Origin of the sequence: Flavobacterium sp. GP15, assembly GCF_014281985.1 — a bacterium.
In the GTDB taxonomy this organism is placed as follows: domain Bacteria; phylum Bacteroidota; class Bacteroidia; order Flavobacteriales; family Flavobacteriaceae; genus Flavobacterium; species Flavobacterium pygoscelis.
Genome location: NZ_JACFTC010000001.1, coordinates 795,752 through 818,616, shown reverse-complemented (window position 1 = coordinate 818,616; position 22,865 = coordinate 795,752). Strand labels below are relative to the sequence as shown.

Annotated in this window: 20 protein-coding genes and 1 pseudogene; 9 read left to right on the top strand and 12 right to left on the bottom strand. The window is 32.7% G+C overall.

Translation table 11 applies throughout. The annotated features are described in order from the left end of the window. The first annotated feature begins 123 nt into the window (after positions 1–123). Positions 124–849, top strand: coding sequence for a metallophosphoesterase family protein (locus H2650_RS03665; protein ID WP_188049392.1), 726 nt, complete (start codon positions 124–126; stop codon positions 847–849). 42 nt (positions 850–891) lie between these two features. Then, positions 892–1,389, top strand: coding sequence for a DUF6646 family protein (locus H2650_RS03660; protein WP_188049391.1), 498 nt, complete (start codon positions 892–894; stop codon positions 1,387–1,389). A 91-nt stretch (positions 1,390–1,480) separates the two neighbouring features. On the opposite strand, the gene H2650_RS03655 is transcribed toward H2650_RS03660, so the two are convergent. From H2650_RS03655 to H2650_RS03645, 3 genes are all read right to left on the bottom strand, one after another. Beyond that, entirely contained in the window at positions 1,481–3,028 is a 1,548-nt protein-coding gene (locus tag H2650_RS03655; RefSeq protein ID WP_188049390.1) for an aldehyde dehydrogenase family protein, read from the bottom strand. Between the two features lie 304 nt (positions 3,029–3,332). Beyond that, entirely contained in the window at positions 3,333–3,863 is a 531-nt protein-coding gene (locus H2650_RS03650) for a 3-hydroxyanthranilate 3,4-dioxygenase (RefSeq protein ID WP_188049389.1), read from the bottom strand. Positions 3,864–3,901: 38 nt separating this feature from the next. After that, positions 3,902–5,011, bottom strand: a complete 1,110-nt coding sequence (locus H2650_RS03645) for an endonuclease/exonuclease/phosphatase family protein (protein ID WP_188049388.1) — start codon at positions 5,009–5,011, stop codon at positions 3,902–3,904. 264 nt (positions 5,012–5,275) lie between these two features. Here H2650_RS03645 and H2650_RS03640 point away from each other — a divergent pair, with 264 nt between their 5' ends. The 4 genes from H2650_RS03640 to H2650_RS03625 all read left to right on the top strand — a co-directional run bounded on the left by H2650_RS03640 (position 5,276) and on the right by H2650_RS03625 (position 8,143). Next, the gene (locus H2650_RS03640; protein WP_188049517.1) at positions 5,276–6,172 is read left to right on the top strand and encodes an LD-carboxypeptidase; all 897 of its coding nucleotides are present in this window, start codon (positions 5,276–5,278) and stop codon (positions 6,170–6,172) included. Between the two features lie 161 nt (positions 6,173–6,333). Continuing rightward, entirely contained in the window at positions 6,334–6,693 is a 360-nt protein-coding gene (locus H2650_RS03635) for a YraN family protein (RefSeq protein WP_188049387.1), read from the top strand. Positions 6,694–6,803: 110 nt separating this feature from the next. Beyond that, a complete protein-coding gene (locus H2650_RS03630) occupies positions 6,804–7,460 on the top strand; it encodes an aspartate kinase (protein ID WP_188049386.1) in 657 nt (218 codons plus the stop codon). Positions 7,461–7,534: 74 nt separating this feature from the next. Further along, a complete protein-coding gene (locus tag H2650_RS03625; RefSeq protein WP_188049385.1) occupies positions 7,535–8,143 on the top strand; it encodes a hypothetical protein in 609 nt (202 codons plus the stop codon). Between the two features lie 53 nt (positions 8,144–8,196). On the opposite strand, the gene mfd is transcribed toward H2650_RS03625, so the two are convergent. Further along, positions 8,197–11,565, bottom strand: a complete 3,369-nt coding sequence (mfd, locus tag H2650_RS03620) for a transcription-repair coupling factor (protein ID WP_188049516.1) — start codon at positions 11,563–11,565, stop codon at positions 8,197–8,199. After that, the gene (locus H2650_RS03615; protein ID WP_188049384.1) at positions 11,558–12,163 is read right to left on the bottom strand and encodes a hypothetical protein; all 606 of its coding nucleotides are present in this window, start codon (positions 12,161–12,163) and stop codon (positions 11,558–11,560) included. The genes mfd and H2650_RS03615 overlap by 8 nt, the downstream gene beginning before the upstream one ends. A gap of 221 nt (positions 12,164–12,384) precedes the next feature. Here H2650_RS03615 and H2650_RS03610 point away from each other — a divergent pair, with 221 nt between their 5' ends. Further along, positions 12,385–13,323, top strand: a complete 939-nt coding sequence (locus H2650_RS03610) for an L-threonine 3-dehydrogenase (RefSeq protein WP_188049383.1) — start codon at positions 12,385–12,387, stop codon at positions 13,321–13,323. A 51-nt stretch (positions 13,324–13,374) separates the two neighbouring features. Here the strand turns inward: H2650_RS03610 and H2650_RS15850 are convergent. The 3 genes and pseudogenes from H2650_RS15850 to H2650_RS03590 all read right to left on the bottom strand — a co-directional run bounded on the left by H2650_RS15850 (position 13,375) and on the right by H2650_RS03590 (position 15,552). After that, positions 13,375–13,884: pseudogene (locus H2650_RS15850) on the bottom strand (transposase). Positions 13,885–13,902: 18 nt separating this feature from the next. After that, on the bottom strand, positions 13,903–14,481 hold the full coding sequence (locus tag H2650_RS03595) for a hypothetical protein (RefSeq protein ID WP_188049381.1): 579 nt from the start codon (positions 14,479–14,481) through the stop codon (positions 13,903–13,905). A gap of 9 nt (positions 14,482–14,490) precedes the next feature. Next, entirely contained in the window at positions 14,491–15,552 is a 1,062-nt protein-coding gene (locus H2650_RS03590) for a hypothetical protein (protein ID WP_188049380.1), read from the bottom strand. A 538-nt stretch (positions 15,553–16,090) separates the two neighbouring features. Here H2650_RS03590 and H2650_RS03585 point away from each other — a divergent pair. Beyond that, the gene (locus H2650_RS03585; RefSeq protein WP_188049379.1) at positions 16,091–17,296 is read left to right on the top strand and encodes an FAD-binding oxidoreductase; all 1,206 of its coding nucleotides are present in this window, start codon (positions 16,091–16,093) and stop codon (positions 17,294–17,296) included. 58 nt (positions 17,297–17,354) lie between these two features. Here the strand turns inward: H2650_RS03585 and H2650_RS03580 are convergent, their stop codons facing one another. From H2650_RS03580 to H2650_RS03565, 4 genes are all read right to left on the bottom strand, one after another. Then, on the bottom strand, positions 17,355–17,756 hold the full coding sequence (locus tag H2650_RS03580) for a hypothetical protein (RefSeq protein ID WP_188049378.1): 402 nt from the start codon (positions 17,754–17,756) through the stop codon (positions 17,355–17,357). A gap of 28 nt (positions 17,757–17,784) precedes the next feature. After that, positions 17,785–19,656: a M1 family metallopeptidase gene (locus H2650_RS03575; RefSeq protein ID WP_188049377.1), complete on the bottom strand. Its 1,872-nt coding sequence runs from the start codon at positions 19,654–19,656 to the stop codon at positions 17,785–17,787. A 67-nt stretch (positions 19,657–19,723) separates the two neighbouring features. Beyond that, positions 19,724–21,346, bottom strand: a complete 1,623-nt coding sequence (locus tag H2650_RS03570) for a S8 family peptidase (protein WP_188049376.1) — start codon at positions 21,344–21,346, stop codon at positions 19,724–19,726. A 73-nt stretch (positions 21,347–21,419) separates the two neighbouring features. Then, on the bottom strand, positions 21,420–22,280 hold the full coding sequence (locus tag H2650_RS03565) for an MBL fold metallo-hydrolase (RefSeq protein WP_188049375.1): 861 nt from the start codon (positions 22,278–22,280) through the stop codon (positions 21,420–21,422). A 245-nt stretch (positions 22,281–22,525) separates the two neighbouring features. On the opposite strand from H2650_RS03565, the gene H2650_RS03560 reads away from it, so the two are divergent. Continuing rightward, entirely contained in the window at positions 22,526–22,855 is a 330-nt protein-coding gene (locus tag H2650_RS03560) for an iron-sulfur cluster assembly accessory protein (protein ID WP_188049374.1), read from the top strand. Positions 22,856–22,865: the final 10 nt, after the last annotated feature.

The following is a 22,865-nucleotide window of genomic DNA, read 5'->3' as shown; positions in this document are numbered from 1 at the left end:
AATTAATTTTTAAAATATATATTAAAAACACACTGTTTCAGGACTGTTTTACTTATTTTTATAAATTGAAAAATAGCATTTCCTTTATGCTATTTTTACATTATTAAAAAGACAAAATAGGACATGAGAACACTTGTTATAGGCGATATCCACGGTGGCTTGAGAGCGCTTCACCAAATTATGGAAAGAGCTAAAGTTACTAAAAATGACACTTTGATTTTTTTGGGGGATTATGTTGATGGCTGGAGTCAATCTCCACAAGTCATCGATTTCCTTATTGCATTAAAAACAAAGCAAAACTGCATCTGCATTCGTGGGAATCATGACGATTTATTATTGGAGTGGCTTGATGAAAGTAAAGATAATTTGTTATGGTATAAACATGGTGGAGAAGCCACCGTAACTGCTTATGAATCTGTTAGTTTAATAACCAAAAAAAAGCATATCGAATTCTTAAAATCACTTCATAATTTTTTCTTAGATGAGCAAGGTCGTTTGTTTGTTCATGCTGGCTTTACTAATATGAATGGGGTTGAATATGAGTATTTTCCGAACCAATTTTATTGGGACAGAACTTTATGGGAAACGGCTTTGTCACTTGATAATAGAATGAATTTAGACCACCCATTCTACCCAAAACGTTTTACACTTTATAATGAGATTTATATTGGACATACTCCTGTTACCCGAATTGGAGAAACAACTCCTGTTCAAAAAGCAAATATATGGAATGTAGATACTGGAGCAGCTTTTAAAGGTCCGTTGACCATTATGGATGTTGATACTAAAGAATTTTGGCAGAGTGAACCCTTACATCAATTATATTTTGATGAGAAAGGAAGAAATTAGATTAATTGAACTAATTTTACGTCAAATTTAAAATTGAAGAGTATGAAAAAGACTATTACATTAGCGTTACTATTCACTATCGGTCTTATAAATGCACAAGCATTTAAAGGAAATGGAGATGTGAAATTTGATATTGGAGCAAACATTCAAAACGGAGGATCTGGAATTAGAGTCTCTACAGATTTTGGTCTTGGAGAAAACATGTCTTTTGGATTCGTTACTTCTTATTTATTATCTGTTTCTAAAGATGAATTAGACAACACACCGTCTTTTGGAGATAGAGTAGATGTTAAAGGTCGTTTTAATGCGAACTTAGGGAATGTATTTCAATTAGATCCAAAAATGGATATTTATCCAGGATTAGATTTAGGGTTAAGAAATTTCGGAGCACATTTAGGTTTCCGTTATTTCTTTACAGAAGGTTTTGGTATTTTTACAGAAGCAGGAATTCCAATTGCAAGTTACAAAACAAATCCTGTTGGGTTTGATCGATTAAACAACCAATTTGCATTTAACATTGGTGCTTCTTTTAATTTATAGTTTTATTTCAACATAAATTTCACAAAGTAGTAAGTATAAAAAAAGGCAATTTGAAAATTTCAAATTGCCTTTTTTAGTATTTTATTTTAGACTACAAATCAAATTTGATTCCTTGTGCCAATGGCAACTGTGTACCGTAATTGATTGTATTGGTTTGTCTTCTCATATACGCTTTCCAAGCATCCGATCCTGACTCGCGGCCACCACCAGTTTCTTTTTCTCCACCAAATGCACCACCAATTTCTGCTCCAGAAGTTCCAATATTTACATTGGCAATTCCGCAATCAGAACCCGATTGAGATAGGAACAATTCCATTTCTCTCATGCTATTGGTAAAGATAGAAGAAGAAAGTCCTTGTGGAACTCCATTTTGCATTGCAATTGCTTCTTCGATTGTGCTGTATTTCATTACATATAGAATAGGTGCAAAAGTTTCAGTTTGAACAATATCAAAATGATTGGCCGCTTCAATGATACATGGTCTTACATAACAACCACTTTCGTAACCTTCACCTTCTACTAAACCACCTTCTACAATAATTTTTCCACCTTCTTTTTTAGCCGCTTCAATAGCTTCTAAATAATCTTTCACAGCACCTTTGTCAATTAGCGGTCCAACGTGATTATTTTCGTCTAATGGATTTCCAATTTGTAACTGACCGTAAGCATTTTTCAAAACACTAATCGTTTTGTCATACACACTTTCGTGAATAATTAAACGTCTTGTTGATGTACAACGTTGTCCGGCAGTTCCAACTGCACCAAAAACAGCACCTACTAAAACCATACTAATATCTGCATGTTCAGAAACTATAATTGCATTGTTTCCACCTAATTCAAGAATGGTGTTTCCAAAACGTTCCGCCACAGTTTTTGATACGTGACGACCAATTCTAGTTGATCCAGTAAAAGAAACTAAAGAAATTCTTTTGTCATTATTGATTAAATCACCTGACTCATTTCCAGTTACTAAACAGCTAACTCCTTCTGGTACATTATTTCTTTTAAGAACAGTTTTGATTATGTTTTGACAAGCAATACCACATAAAGGCACTTTTGAACTTGGTTTCCAAATAGCAACATCACCACAAACCCAAGCAATCATAGCATTCCAACTCCAAACCGCTACTGGAAAGTTGAAGGCAGAGATAATTCCAACGGTTCCTATTGGATGGTATTGTTCGTACATTCTGTGCAAAGGTCTTTCAGAGTGCATCGTTAATCCGTAAAGTTGACGAGATAATCCTACTGCAAAATCGCAGATATCAATCATTTCCTGAACTTCTCCGTATCCTTCTTGAAGACTTTTTCCCATTTCATAAGAAACAAGTTTTCCAAGAGGTTCTTTAAATTTTCTTAATTCATCCCCCATCTGACGAACGATATCCCCTCTTTTTGGAGCTGGAATCATACGCCATTCTAAAAAAGCTTCTGATGCTTTTTGCATTGCTTTTTCATAATCTTCTTTTGAAGAAGTTTTTACTTTTCCAATTAAAGCGCCGTCTGCTGGCGAATAACTTTCGATGATTTTTCCGTTGGCAAAATTAGATTCACCTGTAGATGTTCCTTCATTTATGGCTTCAATCCCTAATTGCTTAAGGGCTTCTTTGATTCCGAATTGATCTGCTATTGTTATCATTGTAACTTTTTTATTAAAAATTGTTATATTTTTATACAAACATACCGATTTAAGGTGAAATAATAATCAGTATTATTTTTATTTTCCTCTATAAGTAAAGGAAATTTAAAATGCTTTTTTTTTAAATTATACTTCAATTGCGCATGGAATTTAGCTTACCATTATTCTGTTCTGGAAGTAGAATTTACTGTTTTTCTATGGATGATTTTTAGCCCTGATAGTAGCGGCATCCTTTTATCTCGTTCTTTAGAGATAAAAGATACAGCGGATAGCAGGAATAGCTATAAAAAAAATTAGAACTTAATTAAACAAACTTAGGATCTGTTTCCATGATAGTTTCACATTTGGAGCACGTTCTCAACTTTTCTGAGCTATAAAAATGCTTGAAATGTGGTAAGAAATCTTTTTCGATATCGTGCAACTCAAAATAAACTTCGTGTAATTTATGATTGCAATTATCGCAAAACCATAACAATCCATCTGTATATCCTAAACCTGCTCTTTTGCGCTCAATTACCAAACCAATTGAACCCTGGGAACGGACAGGCGAATGTGGAGTTTTGGCTGGATGCAAGTACATATCTCCCGCATGAAGTTCCATTTCTCGGCGTTCTCCGTTATCTTGAACAATTACTTTTATAGAGCCTTCTAGCTGATAAAACAACTCTTCGGTTTCATTATAATGATAATCTTTACGGGCATTTGGCCCCGCAACTACCATAATGATATAGTCTCCAGAATCCGTATATAAGTTTTTATTTCCAACAGGAGGTTTTAGTAGTTCCCGGTTTTCTTCAATCCATTTACTGAGGTTGAAGGGTTTTGCTATTGCCATTTTTTTTGTTTTAAAGGTAAAGTTATGAAATAATAAAACTATTTTTTTTCTTTGATCAAATAAATATAGACGGGGAAATGGTCGCTAAAACCAATTTCGGTGGTTGAATGTCGCAACGGATATCCTTTGTATTGACCACTATTTTGAATCAAAAAGGGTTTATTGTAAATTCCTGCTTTCCAATACCTAAAACTAGAATAATCGGTTTGAATTAGAGTCTCGGAAACCATTATTTGATCAAAAATATCCCATGCGTCACGGTACGCAATAGTTCCCATTCCGTTTTTAGCCATTTCTTCAAATGGATTGTAGATTCCAAATTCCTTAACTTCTGCTTTTTTCGCTTTGGCTCCAAGAGCAATTTTGACACTTTTGTTATACGGCCCATCATTAAGATCACCCATGGTAATCACTTTTGCTTTTGGATTTATACGTTGCAGTGAATCGATTATTTTTCTATTTAATGTACCTGCAGCTTCTCTAAACGGACTTGACTTTTTTTCACCTCCAGAACGAGACGGCCAGTGATTGACAATAATGTTAATTTCTTCACCATCTAAAAACCCTGTTACTAATAATTGATCCCGAGTATACACCCTATAATTCTTTGGACTCACTTGCAAATCATCATCCGTAATATCTTGTGGATTAATTTTGATTTCTTCCTTTCTATAAATCTCTTTCTTATAAATGTACAATGGAATGTTTATGGAACTTGTGGGCTTGAATTTATTTTTCCGATACAATAACGCCACATCAATTCCGCGTTTGTCTGGTGAGTCAAAATGAATAATTCCGTAGTCTTTCTCGATCAGTTGGGGTTGTTTTACCAAGTCTTCAAGAACGTTTCTATTTTCGATTTCGCATCCACCAATAAAAGTGGGAGCATCTGTATTTTCAGAAGAGCCGATTTCAGCTAAAACACGAGCTAAATTACTTAATTTTTTTTGGTATTTATCAATTGTCCAACGTTGCAAACCCGTTGGTGTCCACTCTTCATCAAAAGTTTCTGGATCATCAATAGTATCAAAAAGATTTTCAAAGTTGTAAAAAGCAACGGTGTGAATGATGTATTTCTTGGGTTGCGCATGACTATTTGTGAATGCAAAACATAAAATAAGAAAAGGAATCCAAAATAGTATTCTCATAAATTTAATTATTACAATCATTAATTCGATTTCAAATGAATCAGTTACGAGTAAAAATAGTCAATTGGAATTGGAACTTAAAATTATTTTGGAATTGTCTATCTTTGTTTCTACAATAAAACCGCTTTATTATTCTATTTTTTCAATAAAACACAAAGCATGCTTCATAAAAAAACTCACATTACAATACGCAACCCTTTTATATATCAAATAATTTTTATTCTTTTTATTTTACAATCTTTTAATAGTCAAGCCCAAAAACAGATGATTACACCACCAAAATTACAAAAAGGAGATACGGTAGCTATTTTGGCAACAGCCAGAAAAAATATAGATGATAACTTACAACCCGCAATTGATTTATTAAAAAGCTGGGGACTTAATGTAGTAATTGGCAATACAATTGGCTTAGACAATAATCAATTGGCAGGGACGGATGCAGAACGAGCTGCTGATTTTCAGCAACAGATGGACGATCCAAATATAAAAGCAATTTGGTGTGTAAAAGGGGGTTATGGCACAGTTAGAATCATTGATTTACTAGATTTTACAAAGTTTAAACAGCAGCCAAAATGGCTTATAGGTTTTAGCGATGTTACAGCTTTACACAATCATTTGAATACCATGGGATTTAAATCTATTCATGGTATTATGCCAGTAACTGTTGCGAGAGCAACACCCGCAGCCATCGAAACTTTACGAACTGCTTTATTTGGAGGAAAGTTAAGTTATGAGGTACAACCTTTTGCCATGAACAGACTTGGCAAAGCTTCAGGAGAATTAGTTGGCGGAAATTTATCTATTTTATACAGCCTTTTTGGCTCTCCATCAGCCATTGATTGTTCTGATAAAATTTTATTTATAGAAGATTTAGATGAATATTTATATCATATAGATCGAATGATGATGAACTTAAAGCGCAATGGTTGTTTAGAAAGTATCAAAGGAATTATTGTAGGATCGATGACAAAAATGAAAGATAACGACATTCCTTGGGGAAAAAATGCTATTGAAATTATTGATGATGTCACCAAAAAATACAATATTCCAGTGTTATATAATTTTCCTGCAGGACACATTCAAGACAATAGAGCTTTAATTTTGGGCAATAAAGTGAGCCTTGACGTAAATAATAAGATGAGTACTGTAGTCTTTGAATAGCTACGATTTACATTTCAGATTGCTGATTAACGATTTAAGATTTTATAATAGAAACACATCATTAATTGATTTTTAGATTGCGTATTTTAGATTAATTACGAATGATTTCTTTAATTAATTTTTGATTGAACACTAACAACTGAAACTGTAAACTGAAATAAATGGCTGAACACAACGAACTTGGTAAATTAGGGGAAGAAATGGCTGTTGAATTTTTAACCAAAGAAGGCTACACAATTTTAGAAACCAATTGGACTTTTCAAAAAGCAGAGATTGATATTATTGCACAAAAAGAAAATATACTTGCCATAGTCGAAGTTAAAACGAGATCATCCTTAGATTTTGGTCTCCCACAAGATTTTGTTAAACCCAAAAAAATACAACTTCTCGTTAAAGCCGTAGATGCTTTTGTAAACCAAAAAAATATCGACCTCGAAGTTCGTTTCGATATCATTGCCATTCACAAAGAAGACAAATCTTTTGTTATTGAGCATCTTATCGATGCTTTTTATTACTTTTAAAGGCTTTTGCTAATGTTATATTTGTAACAAATTGTTTTTTTATTTACATTTGCGTTTTGTTTCACTTCGGAGCAAAAGCATTTTTACTTTAAATAAAAAAATAGTTCCTTATGAAAACGGTATCTTCCATTGTAGAAAACTACATTAAAACCAAGCCTTTTTTATTGAATGCCTTATCACTTGGTATTATCAATTTGACCTCATTATCAAGAAATATAATGACCGAATTGGAAAATGATTTTGGCAAAGAAGTAAAACAAGGCGCTGTTGTAATGGCTTTAAAAAGACTTACAGAAGAACTAGATTTTCGATTAAATCATAAAATTAATAAAGTCATCAAAAACATCGGAGAAATAACCGTTCGTTCTGCCTTGACTGATTATACCTTTGCCGCATCCGATACTGTTTTGAACAAACAAGCCGATTTAATTACAGATATTAACTCTTTTCCTGACATTTTTTACACTTCTTCAAGAGGAGTAAATGAAACCAACATTGTCGTAAGCAATAGCGTTAATCATTTGGTTGACAAACACTTTGCTGGTGAAAAATTGATTCAAAAACTGGACAATCTAGCCTCGATAACGGTAAAATTACCTAAAGAAAATATTGTTGTCCCTGGTATTTATTACTTCATTTTTCAGCGTTTGGCTTGGGAAGGAATTATAATAAACGAGGTTATATCCACTTCTAATGAGTTTACGATTTTAGTAAGTGAAGAGCAAGTTGATGTGGCATTTAAAGTGATAAAGGATTTGAAGAATTAATGATGACATATTAAAGCTTTCAGCCTTTGAAAGGCTGGAAGCTTTAGAAAAATTACTATTTGAAAAAGACTATTATGAATCCAATTCCTCTAGAAAACGGTAAATATTATCACATTTATAATAGAGGCAATAATGGAATTGATTTGTTTTTTGAAACCGAAAATTACAATCATTTTTTAAGATTGTACACAAAATACATTGATCCAATAGCAGAAACTTATGCTTGGTGTTTAATGAGGAATCATTTCCATATTCTGGTTTATATAAAAGAAATCGACGAAATTGATGTTTCAACATTAGAATATTCCTCTACTGATAAACCGAAAGCCATAAGCGCTTCAAAACAGTTTTCGAACTTATTTAATGCTTATACCTTAGCAATGAATAAACGATATAAAAGAACTGGTAGTTTATTTGAGAAAAATTTTAGGAGAAAATTAGTTAGTTCTGATGCTTATTTCCAAAAACTTATTTTTTATATTCATAATAATCCTGTGCATCATAAGTTTACAGAAACGATAATTGAATATCCTTGGACTTCGTACGGTACTGTTATATCAAAAAAAACAACCAAATTACAAAGAGAAAAAGTAATTGAAACTTTTCATGATGTAGAAAACTTTATCTATTGTCATACTATTGATCACGATTTAGGTGAAATCGAAGATTTGATTATAGAATAAATAAATTTAAAGCTTCCAGCCTTTGAAAGGCTGGAAGCTTTATAATTAAATTATCATTTCCCTCCCAACATTTCCATATATTCTAAAGCAGTCCTTGTATTCTTAACATTTTCAAAAGTTAATAAAAGCTTTAAACCTGTTGGGGTTTCTTTTTCTTTTATTTTACAAATCGCACTATTCTTTTGAACGAATTGTAACATATTAGTAAATCGCTTCGATTGGTAATAATCGGATTGCTGATCGGATACAAAATAACCAATCATTTTTCCTTTCTTCATTACTAATTTCTCAATTCCTAATCGAGTTGCGATCCATTTGATGCGAATACTATTCATCAAAGCTTTTGCTCGTGGCGGCATCGGACCAAAACGGTCAATCAATTTATTTTGAAAAACAATCAATTCTTCTTCGTTTTTTACCGCTCCTAATTCATTATATAAACTCAATCGTTCCGATACATTATTGATGTATTCATCAGAAAACAATAACTCAAAATCCGTGTCGATTTGCAAGTCTTTTACATATTCTTTTGTTTCAATATCATTTTCTTCCGGATATAAATCCTTGAATTCATTTTCCTTCAATTCATCAATGGCTTCGTTTAGAATTTTCTGATAGGTATCAAAACCTATTTCATTAATAAATCCACTTTGTTCACCACCTAATAAATCTCCAGCACCTCGAATCTCAAGATCTTTCATGGCAATATTAAAACCACTTCCTAATTCACTAAATTGTTCTAATGCTTGAATTCTCTTTCTAGCATCATCGGTCATCGCAGAATATGGAGGACAAATAAAATAGCAAAATGCTTTCTTATTACTTCGTCCTACTCGACCCCGCATTTGATGCAAATCTGACAATCCAAAGTTATTGGCATTATTAATAAAAATCGTGTTTGCATTAGGAACGTCCAATCCGCTTTCAATGATTGTGGTAGCTACTAAAACATCAAATTCGCCATTCATGAAAGCCAACATTAACTCTTCTAGCTTTTTTCCGTCCATTTGTCCGTGGCCAATTCCCACACGGGCATTAGGCACCAAACGTTGAATCATTCCAGCAACTTCTTTTATATTTTCGATTCTGTTATTAATGAAAAAAACTTGACCGTTACGCTGAATTTCATACGAAATCGCATCCCGAATCAGCTCTTCGCTAAAACCAACTACATTCGTTTCTATAGGATATCGATTGGGCGGCGGAGTGGTAATTACTGATAAATCTCGCGCTGCCATTAATGAAAACTGTAAAGTCCTAGGTATTGGTGTTGCCGTTAAGGTAAGTGTATCAACATTGGCAGCAATCGTTTTAAGTTTATCTTTAACATTTACACCAAATTTTTGTTCTTCATCCACAATCAACAATCCCAAGTCTTTAAAAACTACATTTTTGTTCACTAATTGGTGTGTGCCAATAACGATGTCTAGTTTTCCATCAGATAAATCTTTTAAGGTTTCAGCTTTTTGTTTGGCGGTCCTAAATCGGTTTAAGTAACCAATTGAAACCGGCATATCTTTCAACCTTTCGGTAAAAGTTCTGTAATGTTGATACGCCAAAATAGTCGTTGGAACTAAAATGGCCACTTGTTTGCTATTATCAACTGCTTTGAAGGCAGCGCGAATTGCCACTTCGGTTTTACCAAATCCTACATCACCACAAACTAAGCGATCCATCGGGCGATCACTTTCCATATCGGCTTTTACTTCAGCCGTTGATTTGGTCTGGTCTGGCGTATCTTCATAAATAAACGAACTTTCTAATTCGTTTTGCAAATAACTGTCTGGTGCAAACTGAAATCCTTTATCCAAGCGTCTTTTAGCATAGAGTTGAATCAAATTAAACGCCACGTGTTTAACTCGAGCTTTGGTTTTTTGTTTTAAAATCTTCCAAGCATTCGAACCTAACTTATATATTTTAGGTGGCGCTCCATCTTTTCCGTTGTATTTCGAAATTTTGTGAAGCGAATGAATACTCACGTACACAATATCATTATCAGCATAAACCAATTTGATGGCTTCTTGCGTTTTACCTTCTACTTGTATTTTTTGCAAGCCACCAAAACGCCCTATTCCATGATCAATATGCGTTACATAATCACCAACGGATAAAGTCGTAAGCTCTTTTAAAGTGATATTTTGTTTTTTTGAATAGCCACTTTTGATATTAAATTTATGATAGCGTTCAAAAATTTGATGATCCGTATAACAAGTAATTTGGTTTTCTTCATCAACAAATCCTTGGTATAAAGGCAAAACAACAGTATGATATTGCTTGCGGATGTTCTCAGAATTAGCTTCGTCTAAAGTTTCGAAAATATCGTGAAATCGCTTTGCTTGCGCTTCATTCGAACAGAACAAATAATTCTTATAGCCATTGAAATGGTTTTCACTCAAATTATTAAGTAATAAATCAAATTGTTTGTTGAAGGAGGGTTGCGGCTGAATGTGGTATTCGAATTTTTTAGTAGTTCTAAAAATAGGTTTAGAACTCACCTCAACAACAGAAAAATCCAAAGCTCGTTTTATAAAAGAAGCTTGATTCAAGAACAATTCGTCTGGTGTAGAGCGTTTTATTTCTTGAGATAATTTAGAAAAAGCTTCTTCTGCCTTTGCAAATTGTTTGTCTAATTGCGATAAAAAATCTTCGGTGTTTTGGATGAAAATGACTGTTTTCTCCGAAATGTAATCTAAGAAACTCTCCCTATTTTCCTGAAAAACTTTGTTTTCAACATTGGGAATTATAGTAATTTTCTTTTGCGTTTCAATGGATAATTGTGTAGCAACATCAAAACTACGAATGCTTTCTACTTCATCGCCAAAAAATTCTATTCGGTACGGATTATCATTTGAAAAAGAAAAAACATCTACAATTCCTCCACGAACGGAGAATTCGCCGGGTTCTGTAATAAAATCGACTCTCTTAAATTCATATTCAAATAAAACTTCATTGATAAAATCGATAGAAATTTTATCGCCAATAGCTACTTTCAAGGTGTTTTTATCCAATTCTTTTCGAGTCACAACTTTTTCAAAAAGTGCTTCGGGATAAGTAACAATAATAGCTAGTTTTTTTCGCGAATTAATACGATTTAAAACTTCGGCACGAAGCAAAACATTCGCATTGTCCGTTTCCTCGATTTGGTACGGACGGCGAAAGGATCCCGGATAAAAAAGTACATCCTGATCGCCAATCATTTGTTCTAAATCGTTCAGATAATAGGCAGCTTCCTCCTTATTGTTTAAAACTATTAGAAAAGGAAGTTCTGCTTTTTTAAAAATAGAGCGAATTACAAATGAAAATGCTGATCCTATCAAACCAGAAAGATGCATTTTTACTTGATTATTTTCTAGCAAACTAGCAGCTATTTGCTGTGTTTTTGGAGAATTATCGTAGGTATTATATAAGACTGTTTTACTCAACTCTAGGTGTGTTTGGATCTGTAATTGGTGTGTTTGGAATAGCTCGCGAAGCATCCATCATTTTTAATAAATCAGATTCGCCTACTTCGACTGGAATCTTACTTTTATCAATCGTTTTTTCCATTTGTCTCTGCAAGGAAACTAGTTCTGTATTGATTTCTGCAATAATACTAGCCACTTTTTTTTCTGGTATCACGTCTAAATTAATATATAGATTCAGCATTTGTACTTTAGCTAATACAGTAGAAATTCTACTTTTTATGGGAGGGATATTAAATTCAGCAGGAATATTATCGTTTAAAGCCATGACTTTTTTAGTTAGCACTTTTGATTTTTGTTGAAAAGCACCGAGCGTTTTTTTGGGCTTTTGAGCTAACTCATTCAAAAAAAGGCGCCATTCGTTCCAATTAGCCATGCTTTTTTCAGAAGCTTCGGTTATCGGAGTATCATAAAAAACCCAACTTTTTTCAATGTTTTTAAATTGAACTTCCTTTCTCTGAATCTCTTTATTATTTTCTGCAATTCGTTTTTGATCGTCATTTTGACAAGATGAAAAAATGAAAACCAAAAAAAAGAAGATTGCTATTTTATTTATCATTTCGATTTGAATTAAAACACAAAGTTACAAAGTAAATTTACAATTACGAATTCACATCTAGGAATAACAATCTAATAGTATTATCGCTTTTTTTATGACTAAACGAGTGAAAATTAAGAGAGAAAGTTCGTGATTACTATTCGATTTGTGAATTTATAAATCTTTTCTTGAAAATAAAGATATCTACGAAAACATTATATTTGTATTTCAAAATAGACAAAATGAGTACTAAAATATTGATTATCGGCGCTTGCGGACAAATTGGGACAGAACTTACCCATAAATTACGTGAGATATATGGAACCGAAAATGTAATTGCATCAGATATCAGGAAACTGAATACAGATGTTGTTAATTCCGGTCCTTTTGAAGTAGTAAACGCATTAGATTTCAATCAAATTGAGCACCTTGTAGAATTGCATCAAATAGATGAAATTTATCTAATGGCTGCCTTATTATCGGCTACAGCCGAAAAAAACCCTGCATTTGCGTGGGATTTGAATATGAATTCTTTATTTCATGTTTTAAATTTAGCCAAAGCTGGAAAAATTAAAAAAATATTCTGGCCTTCTAGTATTGCCGTTTTTGGTCCAACTACTCCAAAAGAAAATACGCCTCAATATACCGTTATGGAACCTTCTACAGTTTACGGAATCAGTAAACAAGCTGGTGAAAGATGGTGTGAATACTATCATAATATTTTTGGTGTCGATGTGCGAAGCATTCGTTATCCTGGCTTAATTAGTTGGTCTTCGCCTCCTGGTGGCGGAACTACTGATTATGCAGTGGATATTTTCCATAAAGCACTTTCTGATAAAACATATGAATGTTTTTTATCATCTGAAACTAAAATGCCAATGATGTATATGGACGATGCAATTGCTGCAACGATTCAAATCATGCAAGCGCCAGTGGAAGAAATAAAAATTCGTTCTTCCTATAACTTAGCTGCAATGAGCTTTACGCCAACAGAAATTGCTGCTGAAATAAAAAAACATATACCTGAGTTCACTATCACATACGAACCAGACTTCCGTCAAAAAATTGCGGACAGCTGGCCTGCCAGTATTGATGACGCTGAAGCTAGAAAAGATTGGAACTGGAAACACAAATTTGATTTGGAAACCATGACAACAGATATGCTAGAACATTTAAAGTAAAAACTTAAGTGTCACAAAAAAGAGGCTGTCCGAAAAAACAGCCTCTTTTTTTTATTTATAAGTTTTGATTTCTAAATAATTTTTAGAATATTCTAAATTTGGTATCAAAAATTGTCTTAAAAGATTAGTGAGTTGGTTAGTAAAGTTAAAAAATGGTTTAAAATTCTGTGACCATACTTTTGCTATCCATTTAGAAAAATTGTGAGCAATGGCAATCAATCCAAATTCAATGTTTACTTTGGTTATTTTGGTTAAGGTAAATCTTTTAAATCCTTTGTTTTGCTCAATACTTCCAAAAACAGGTTCTGGTTAAATACATCTTTTAGAATAAACTTCCTGTCCTAATTCAATTTTTAAATTTTCTCTTGCTTTGGTTTTAAGTTTTTGAAGATTATGATTAATTTCTATTATCCTGTTTCCTTGTGCTTTAAAACACTGTCCTCTCACGGAGAAATCATTACAATTAACCTCTTGACAAACAGAGTGGTATTGTATGAATACTGTTGTTGTTTGTGATTCTTTGTATAGATTTTGGTCATTTTTTGTCAATAAAGTCGTCATCAAAGAAGTTATAAAGAATTAATTAATTTCACTGACATTATTATAATGATAGGATTCTACCCAAATACCGTTTACCTTTTTTAATAATATAGCTTTTTCTGTGCTAAATCCTATTTCAATAGCAAAAGATCGATAAAATAGAAAGGCATGTTTTTGGTCTAAAGTAATTAACGGTTGCGACATATAAAAACCGTACCCTCCTAATTCACTACTTCCGCGCTTACGTAAAGTTTCGTAGGGGAAAATTTTAAACTTATGGTTAATAAAATCAGATTTTTTCCACTTATAGGATAATTTGTCATTCTTATATTTCTGTTTTAATGTAGCGATTTCAACTGAATCAATCTCCCACGAATATGGAGGAGCTCCATTGGGCATAAAACTCTTTACCCCGTCATAAAGATTTCTTTGATTATAAGCATTTTCATAGTACTGTAGGGCCATTGTTCTGGGCAAAGCCTCTTCAACTAAAATGTTACTATATTTATCATTTATAAATTGATTTTTTATAAAATCGTTTATAATTTCTTTTTCAACTTTTGTAGAGGAGCACGAAATAAATAACGTTATAAAAACTGCGATTATCGTTTTTTTCATGATTTCGATTTATTGACAAGGTTTTCCTTTTGGAGAATAACTAGGGTCATTACTACCATTCTTTTTTTCAGTGATATAATTGTTTTTAATTCTATTATACTCAGCACTACCTTCATTGTATTTACTTTTAAAAATATTAGTAGTCATCAAAGTCCCCATCATAATATCTTGATAAAACTGAGTAGGAGAATCGGTCGGTATTCCAGTGTTAAATTCTTGTAATGAAGATGCCATAATTTTAATAAAACTTTTCCAGATTTGGGCGTGTTGAGCATCATCTGCCCCTACATATTGGTTTGACACATATTTACTGTATAAAATATCAAAATTGTCAAGTGCTTTGGGAACTCCATTATTTTTGTTATCATCAAATAGACTAAAAAAATAAGTATGAACCATCTCATGAATCATTACTGCTGCAATTGCATGATTTGTGGGAGGCTTATTTATACCTGTTCCATCTATACCATATAAAAAATCGCTATCCAATGTAGTAGAATAATTATTTGGAGCGGTTTGTTTAGTTGAACCTGGATTACCATTGTTAGGTTTTATTTCGTAAGTTAGATTATAAACAGTTGAAGTTTTTCCAAGCTTTTTAAATATATCTGCAATATCACTTTGTGTTAGTTTTTTCAATTTATCTAAAACTGCTTTCGTACAAGGATCGAGTTTGCTATCATCAATTTGGTCTTCAATAGCTTGTGCTGTTAACTCATCTGTAGCTATAACCCCACTCCATGTATTTATTTCAGACTCAAATGTATAAACCATTCCATCGTTATAAACTTTTTGCTGATTAACAGGATAATTAAAAATTAAAAACGAATATTTTGCCGGTTTTGATTTAACAATAACATCAGCAAGATTTATGAGCACTATTTTCCAAATATTATTTATAAATTGGTATCTAATGAATTTACCTTCAGGCGATAAAAAATCAATAATTTGATTCTCAGTGGGAAATTGAGGAAAACTTGGTGTTTCTCCATTTCCACCTGCTCCTCCACCTTCTATTCCGCAAGTGCTTACTCTATAGATGTTTTTTTCACAAGAACAAGTGGTGTACATATAATCCCAAATTTGCCTACCGCTAGCATAAATTTTAAAATAGAAGCTTTAAAAATATATAATTCACTTTTTTAAGATATTTCTTAAATTAAAGAAGGGGGGAGGGGATAATTTTCTTTTTCATGCTTAATATCTTGGTTATAAGTCAATAGTATTTAGTTTATGTTTTAACGAAAATACTAAATAATAATTTAAAGTAAGTTATGTTTTACAATTATTTAGTTAATTCAAAAGATAAAAAACTTCCTTCCGTCAAAAAATTGCGGACAGCTGGCCTGCCAGTATTGATGATGCTGAAGCTAGAAAAGATTGAAACTAGAAACACAAATTTGATTTGGAAACCATGACAACGGATATGTTGGAAAACCTTAGTGAACCTAAAAAATAATATTTATAATATTTTGGCAGTTGAGCTTATAAAAATTAGACAAAAATCTGATTTTTATAAGCTCATTTTTTTTAATTCAATCTCTTATTCTATCATTATGTAATTTATTAAAAAGATTTTTTTTACTAAATTTGATAAAAAAGAAGCTTTATGAAACTAAAATCTAGTGAACCTTTTTGGTTAGTAAAAAATGGAATAATCAATTCCTATCCTTCCTTGAGAGAAGATTTAGAAACTGAAGTTTTAATTGTAGGTGGCGGAATTACAGGAAGTCTAATTGCCCATCAATGCATAAAAGACGGCTATAAAACTACTTTAATAGATCGCAGAGAAATTGGGCATGGTAGTACATCAGCTACAACATCAATGCTTCAATATGAGATTGACATTCCGCTTTATCAACTTACAGATCAAATTGGTAAAAAAGCTGCCGAAGAAAGTTATTGGGCGTGTTATAAATCTATTGATGCCTTAGAGCAAATTGTTAAAGACATAAAATCTGATTGTGGTTTTAAGAAAAAAGAATCCCTTTATTTTGCGGCTTTCAAAAAAGATGTTGCTGGATTAAAAAAAGAATTTGAGGCCCGAAAAAACATTGGAATGCCCGTTAAGTGGCTTGAAGCTGATGAGATTGATAGTCAATTTCAAATTAAAAATTCATATGGAGGCATCCTTTCTGAACAAGGAGGAAGTATTGATGCGTTTAAATTAGCTCATGATATTTTAGCCTTTAATCATAAAAAAGGATTAAAGATATTTGATAAAACAGACATCAAAAAAGTAACTTATCTTGAAACTGGAGTTGAAGTTTTAACAGAACATGGCACTACAATTAAGGCTAAGAAACTAATTTATTGCAATGGTTTTGAAAGTACCGACATCATTAAAGATGATTTTGTGAAGCTTTTATCTACCTATGCAATGGTAGGTGAGAGATTTGAAGATGATCAATCTCATCTTAATAATACTCTTTTTTGGAATACTGCAGAACCCTATATTTATATGCGAACTACCGATGACAACCGGTTGCTGATTGGCGGTGAAGACGAAGAATTTGTAGATGCACATAAAAGGGATTCACTACTTACTGATAAGGCAACAAAATTGACGAAGTATTTAAACAAAATTTTACCAAATTATGACTTTCGCATGGATTTTGTTTGGGCAGGAACATTTGGCGAGACCAAAGATGGATTGCCTTATATAGGAGAACATCCAAATTTTAAAAGTACCTATTTTGTTTTAGGTTTTGGCGGAAATGGAATTACTTTCTCCGTAATTGGAATGGAGTTAGTCTCTGAAATGCTAAAAAACAAGAAACATGCTCTTTCTGATTATTTTAAATTTAGAAGATAGCTCTGGTATTTATAATAAATAAAAAAGGGTGCAAATAAATATTTGCACCCTTTTACATTTAAACTTGTATATCATTTTTTTGAAGCATTTTTTTCAATTGCTTAAAATCTGATTCTGATTTCACCTCTAAAAGATCCCGGTTTTTACCGTTAGTCAATTCTAAAAAGTATTTCTTTCGACCCATGAAAATTCGTTCCTTTAATCCTTTTATTTGATCGATAGGAACTTTCTCTAAAGAGGATTTTTTTACAATAAACTTATACAGAATTACAATTGATATAGCTCCTAAAATGGCCCAGATTATTTTTATAAATCCAAAGTTACCACTATTCAAATCAGATAAATTTAGGACAGAATTAATCAAATTTAAAATCATTAGAAACTTGATTAAAAATACATTTTTTCTTAGTCCATCTTTTATTTCGAGAGTTTTGCCTGCTTCATTAAATTTAATGTCCATAAATCAATCTTGAATTTTTAGAAAATTTTTATTGTTTGTAAACATTATTTTCTTGTTTTACATCCGCCATTAAACCACTTGGGTCTATAGTAATTTTCTTAATTGAACTCTTTGCTTTTGCAATGGTAAATTCTTTGGTAGGAAACGCCCAAGCCCAATCAGAAAGAACCGTTCTCTTGATTGCTGGCGTTGGATTTTCTTTTTCAAAATTCATCATTCGCAAGGGAATATAAAAACTCTCCATTGTTCCATCTGTATATTCTACTAAAAGATCTATTGGCATAGCCATTCTACCGATTCTTTCCAGACTAATTTTCGTTTGATCTCCGTTTTCTTCAACTGATTTTATACCGTAATCAATAGTATTGGTCGTTTTTGTCCAATCTGTCAAATACCAATCTAAATTTGCACCAGAGACTCTTTCTGCAGATCTTTTAATATCATTTGGAGTAGGATGCTTAAATTTGAAATCACTATAATATTTCTTTAAAGTTTTCATGAGATTTTCTTTCCCAACCAAATAAATTAATTGTGCTAAGAAAACTTCTCCTTTACTATAAGAGGTAATACTATAAACTCGATTTTCATCAAAGCGATCAGCATGAGTAGTCTGTGGTAATTCCTTACCTGAATTTGCCATCGAATAATAATTTTTATACGCTCCTGCAAATGGATTTTCTACTTTTTTATCTGCTATTTCATTAGATCCAAAATCTTCAAGGAATGAAGTAAATCCTTCATCCATCCATCCGTGCTTTAATTCGTTAGAAGCTAAAACGTGCTGAAACCAAGAGTGTGCCATTTCATGAGCAGTTACTCCAAGTAAACCTTCAAAAGTACCTTGTCCTAAGATCAAAGTACACATGGCATATTCCATTCCGCCATCGCCACCTTGAATCACTGAATATTGTTTGTATGGATAATCTCCAACTGTTTGATTGTAAACATTCATTAACTCAACCGTTTTTGGTTGCAAATTTTTCCAATTTTGAATGTATTTCGGGTTGTTCTTGTAAAGAAAATGCAAATCAACATTATTTGGTCCTTTGACTACATCGTGAATATACTCTTTATCTGCAGCCCAAGTAAAGTCATGAACCATTGGTGCATTAAAATGCCAAGTTAAAGTCTTTGTTTTCTTAGGAATAGATATTACAACTCCAGCGTCTTGATATCCGTATCCTATTTCGTTTTTGTTTTGTAAATATCCTGTTCCGCCTAAAACATAATCTTTGTCAATGGTAATATTTACATCAAAATTTCCCCAAACCCCATGAAATTCTCTCGCTATATAAGGATCTGCATGCCAACCTTCAAAATCAAATTCGGCCATTTTTGGATACCATTGCGCCATTGACAACTCGACACCTTCAACATTGTTCCTTCCAGAACGACGAATTTGAACGGGAACTTGACCAGCAAAATCTAATGTAAAAGTAGTTTTTGTATTAGGTAAAATTGGTTTAGCCAAAGTAACTTCAAGAATTGTCCCTGCCGTTTTTGTTGCAGCTGTTACACCATCTTGTTTGAAATTAGTAATGTTCAAATACCCTATTTCATTTGGTTTTAAAGTTTTGATTCGGCTTTCTTTAACGTCTTTTCCATCTACTTTTATTTTATTTACCATTCTTGCATCTGGATCTTTTATGGTTTGCACCCTGGCATCCATTTCGCTTCCGGGTTGAAAAGCATTATTGTACAAGTGATAATAAACTTTCTTTAAAGTATCCGATGAGTTATTTGTGTAGACTAACTCTTGTTTCCCGTTGTATTTATAATTTTTAACATCCATCGTCACGTCCATTTTGTAATCAACGTGTTGCTGCCAATAGGCATTATTCTGAGCGAATGCAGTTCCAAAACTTAGAGTAAGAAATGCGAATACTATTATTTTTTTCATATTAAATTAAAATATAAATGGAAGGACAAATTGCCCTTCCATTAAGTGAATGATTTAACTATTCGTATTATTTAGACATTTTTTCTGCCATCAATAAAGCATTATAGGCATTTACTATTTTTCCTGATTTAGATAAAACCGTAAAAGGACGAGTGTCATTAGCTTTTCCTCCTACAATTACATTAGTTGTAATGGCCACTCCAGAATCCATCAAAATTTGTTTTACTTGTTTTGCTGATAATTTTGGATAATAAGAACGGATCAATGCAGCAACACCAGCAACATTAGGTGCAGCCATTGAAGTTCCTTGTAAATACTGGTAAGTATTGTTTGGCGTAGTAGCATAAATTTGTACTCCTGGTGCAAAAACGTCTACATTTATTTTTCCGATATTAGAAAAACGAGCCACTACTTTATCGCCGTATTCATAATTTAAGGCTCCAATAGTGATTACATTATCTGCATATTCCGTTTTTTTATCATCTGCGTCTGTTGGATAATTATCTGCATAATCAATATCTTTTGCATCATTACCGGCTGCATGAACAAACAATACATCTTTTGATTCTGCATATTTTATAGCGTCATAAACCCATTGTTTGTGCGGAGAAAAACTTTTTCCAAAACTTCCATTAATTACTTTAGCTCCATTATCTACTGCATAACGAATCCCTAAAGCAATATCTTTATCGTACTCATCACCGTCTGGCACTGCACGAACAGTAAGAATTTGAACATTATTAGCAACACCATCTCCACCTAAATCATTGTGTCTACTTTGAGCTACAATACCTGCAACGTGCGTACCATGAAGAATTTCTTTCTTGTCTGGACCCATTACATTATTGTTTCCGTATTTCACATCTTTAATATCGTTTGGATTATCTCCTAACACTTTACGGTAATCTGTTTTAAGATTTTCTCCACTAACTAGTGCTTTAGAATCCTCAAGATCTTTTTCGATTGCCTCTTTTAATTCAGCCACAGGCAAACCAAAAGAAAGCATTCTTTGCATCACTGTTTTACTTTTTTCTACTGCAGCATCTTTTGAAGTTATTGCTTTAACATCTTCAATAGTATATACAAGTTTACCAAAATGTTTTACCAAAACGGCATCACCTTCTTTTATAGCAGCTAGCATTTCTTCTAAACGAGATTTACCCATAACTGCCTCAGCAACTTTTTTATCGTTCGTTGCTTTTGCTGCTTGATAAGTTGCATCATCTGCTATGCTTTTATCTTTTATAATCCTTTCGTATTCTAAATTTTCCTTAGTGATATCACCCAGAAAATTCCAACCGTGAATGTCATCTATATAACCATTATTATCATCGTCTATTCCGTTACCAGGAATTTCTTTAGTATTAGTCCAAAGTACTGATTTAAGATCTTCGTGCTCAATATCTACTCCTGAATCTACAATTCCAACAATTACAGGCACTCCTTTTTTATCTTTTAATAATTCAGCATAAGCTCTATCTACACTCATCCCAGGAATGGTATCGTTTACGATATCTAAATGACTCCATCGTTTTAGTTCCATTTCGGTTAATGGTGCCTTTTTATGAACATTTAAAGGAGCAGTTATAGCAACATGATCAGTAGTTTTTACAACCTGTTTTGTTGTACCACATCCTGCCAAAATTAACAAAGCGAAGGCAGATATGTAAATGGGTTTAATGGTATTCATTTCGTTTCTATTTAATTTTTGAAATATTTGTCTAAAATAATTTTTTTTGTTACAACGTCAACTCTTATTAACACTACATTAAGACTTCTTCACAGCTAAAAACCTCGTTTAATCGAACGCCTTTTTCGGTGTGCTGAACTGTTATAATTTCATTGTGTGCGTCATGTTCTAAGAATAAAAAATAATTATTATCTGCAGCCGCAGTAAGAAATTTTGTTTTCTCTGGCATGGTTAATAAAGGTCGCGTATCATAACCCATTACATAAGGTATAGGAATATGCCCTGCTGTAGCCAATAAATCAGCACAAAAAGCGATAGTTTTATCTTTATATTTTATGTGCGGAATCATCTGTTTTTCAGTATGTCCGTCGGTAAAGAAAATACCAAAACCAAGTTCTGATTCTGCTAGAAAATCTCCTTCTGGTTTCTCAATAAAATGCAACTGTCCACTTTCTTGCATTGGCAAAATATTCTCAGACAAAAAAGAGGCTTTCTCTCTCGGGTTTGGTTTTGTAGCCCATTCCCAATGGCCTTTATTGCTCCAGAATTTAGCGTTTTTAAAAGCAGGTTCATAACCTGTCTTAGCTGAGTTCCATTGTACGCTTCCTCCACAGTGGTCAAAATGCAAATGCGTCATAAAAACATCGGTAATATCATCTCGGTGAAAACCGTATTTTGCTAAAGACTTATCCATCGAATGGCTTCCCCAAAGGGAATAATAACCAAAGAACTTTTCCGATTGTTTGTTACCCATTCCAGTATCTATCAGAATCAGTTTATTACCATCTTCAATTAACAAACAGCGAGCGGCAATATCAATTAAGTTGTTTTCATCTGCTGGATTTGTTTTATTCCAAATCGTTTTAGGCACCACTCCAAACATAGCGCCACCATCCAATTTAAAATTTCCGGTTTCTATAGGATATAATTTCATGTATGTTGTAAATTTTGAAAGAATTCAAAGTTAAGGAATTCAAATCCGATTCGCCCTTACAAATAACTTTTTTCTATTTGATGATTAGTTATAAAAATGTTATCCGTTATGGAAAAAGCATTTTATATACTATCTTTGTGCTTAATTTAGACAAAATCAATATAAGGTGCGATAGTAAATTAAAAAATCGAACTAAATTGATTTTTTGAGCTACAGAACTTATAAAAACAAATAAAAACGAACTTATGATAAAAGTTTCTGACACTGCAAGAAAAAAAATCATCGATCTAATGTCAGATGATGGTTTTGATGCTGCAACAGACTACGTGAGAGTTGGTGTAAAAAGCGGCGGATGTTCTGGATTGTCTTATGATTTGAAATTTGATAAAACCAAAAATGAAGATGATAAGATTTTCATTGACAACGACATAACCATAGCTGTAGAAAAAAAATCTTTTCTATACTTGGCTGGAACAATTTTAGAATTTTCAGGAGGAATAAATGGCAAAGGATTCGTTTTTAACAATCCTAATGCCAACAGAACTTGTGGATGCGGAGAGAGTTTCTCTTTGTAAAACATTAAAC

Coding starts and splice junctions, on each gene's coding strand:
- H2650_RS03665 (WP_188049392.1), top strand. CDS start 124: ATGAGAACACTTGTTATAGGCGATATCCACGGTGGCTTGAGAGCGCTT.
- H2650_RS03660 (WP_188049391.1), top strand. CDS start 892: ATGAAAAAGACTATTACATTAGCGTTACTATTCACTATCGGTCTTATA.
- H2650_RS03655 (WP_188049390.1), bottom strand. CDS start 3,028: ATGATAACAATAGCAGATCAATTCGGAATCAAAGAAGCCCTTAAGCAA.
- H2650_RS03650 (WP_188049389.1), bottom strand. CDS start 3,863: ATGGCAATAGCAAAACCCTTCAACCTCAGTAAATGGATTGAAGAAAAC.
- H2650_RS03645 (WP_188049388.1), bottom strand. CDS start 5,011: ATGAGAATACTATTTTGGATTCCTTTTCTTATTTTATGTTTTGCATTC.
- H2650_RS03640 (WP_188049517.1), top strand. CDS start 5,276: ATGATTACACCACCAAAATTACAAAAAGGAGATACGGTAGCTATTTTG.
- H2650_RS03635 (WP_188049387.1), top strand. CDS start 6,334: ATGGCTGAACACAACGAACTTGGTAAATTAGGGGAAGAAATGGCTGTT.
- H2650_RS03630 (WP_188049386.1), top strand. CDS start 6,804: ATGAAAACGGTATCTTCCATTGTAGAAAACTACATTAAAACCAAGCCT.
- H2650_RS03625 (WP_188049385.1), top strand. CDS start 7,535: ATGAATCCAATTCCTCTAGAAAACGGTAAATATTATCACATTTATAAT.
- H2650_RS03615 (WP_188049384.1), bottom strand. CDS start 12,163: ATGATAAATAAAATAGCAATCTTCTTTTTTTTGGTTTTCATTTTTTCA.
- H2650_RS03610 (WP_188049383.1), top strand. CDS start 12,385: ATGAGTACTAAAATATTGATTATCGGCGCTTGCGGACAAATTGGGACA.
- H2650_RS03595 (WP_188049381.1), bottom strand. CDS start 14,481: ATGAAAAAAACGATAATCGCAGTTTTTATAACGTTATTTATTTCGTGC.
- H2650_RS03590 (WP_188049380.1), bottom strand. CDS start 15,552: ATGTACACCACTTGTTCTTGTGAAAAAAACATCTATAGAGTAAGCACT.
- H2650_RS03585 (WP_188049379.1), top strand. CDS start 16,091: ATGAAACTAAAATCTAGTGAACCTTTTTGGTTAGTAAAAAATGGAATA.
- H2650_RS03580 (WP_188049378.1), bottom strand. CDS start 17,756: ATGGACATTAAATTTAATGAAGCAGGCAAAACTCTCGAAATAAAAGAT.
- H2650_RS03575 (WP_188049377.1), bottom strand. CDS start 19,656: ATGAAAAAAATAATAGTATTCGCATTTCTTACTCTAAGTTTTGGAACT.
- H2650_RS03570 (WP_188049376.1), bottom strand. CDS start 21,346: ATGAATACCATTAAACCCATTTACATATCTGCCTTCGCTTTGTTAATT.
- H2650_RS03565 (WP_188049375.1), bottom strand. CDS start 22,280: ATGAAATTATATCCTATAGAAACCGGAAATTTTAAATTGGATGGTGGC.
- H2650_RS03560 (WP_188049374.1), top strand. CDS start 22,526: ATGATAAAAGTTTCTGACACTGCAAGAAAAAAAATCATCGATCTAATG.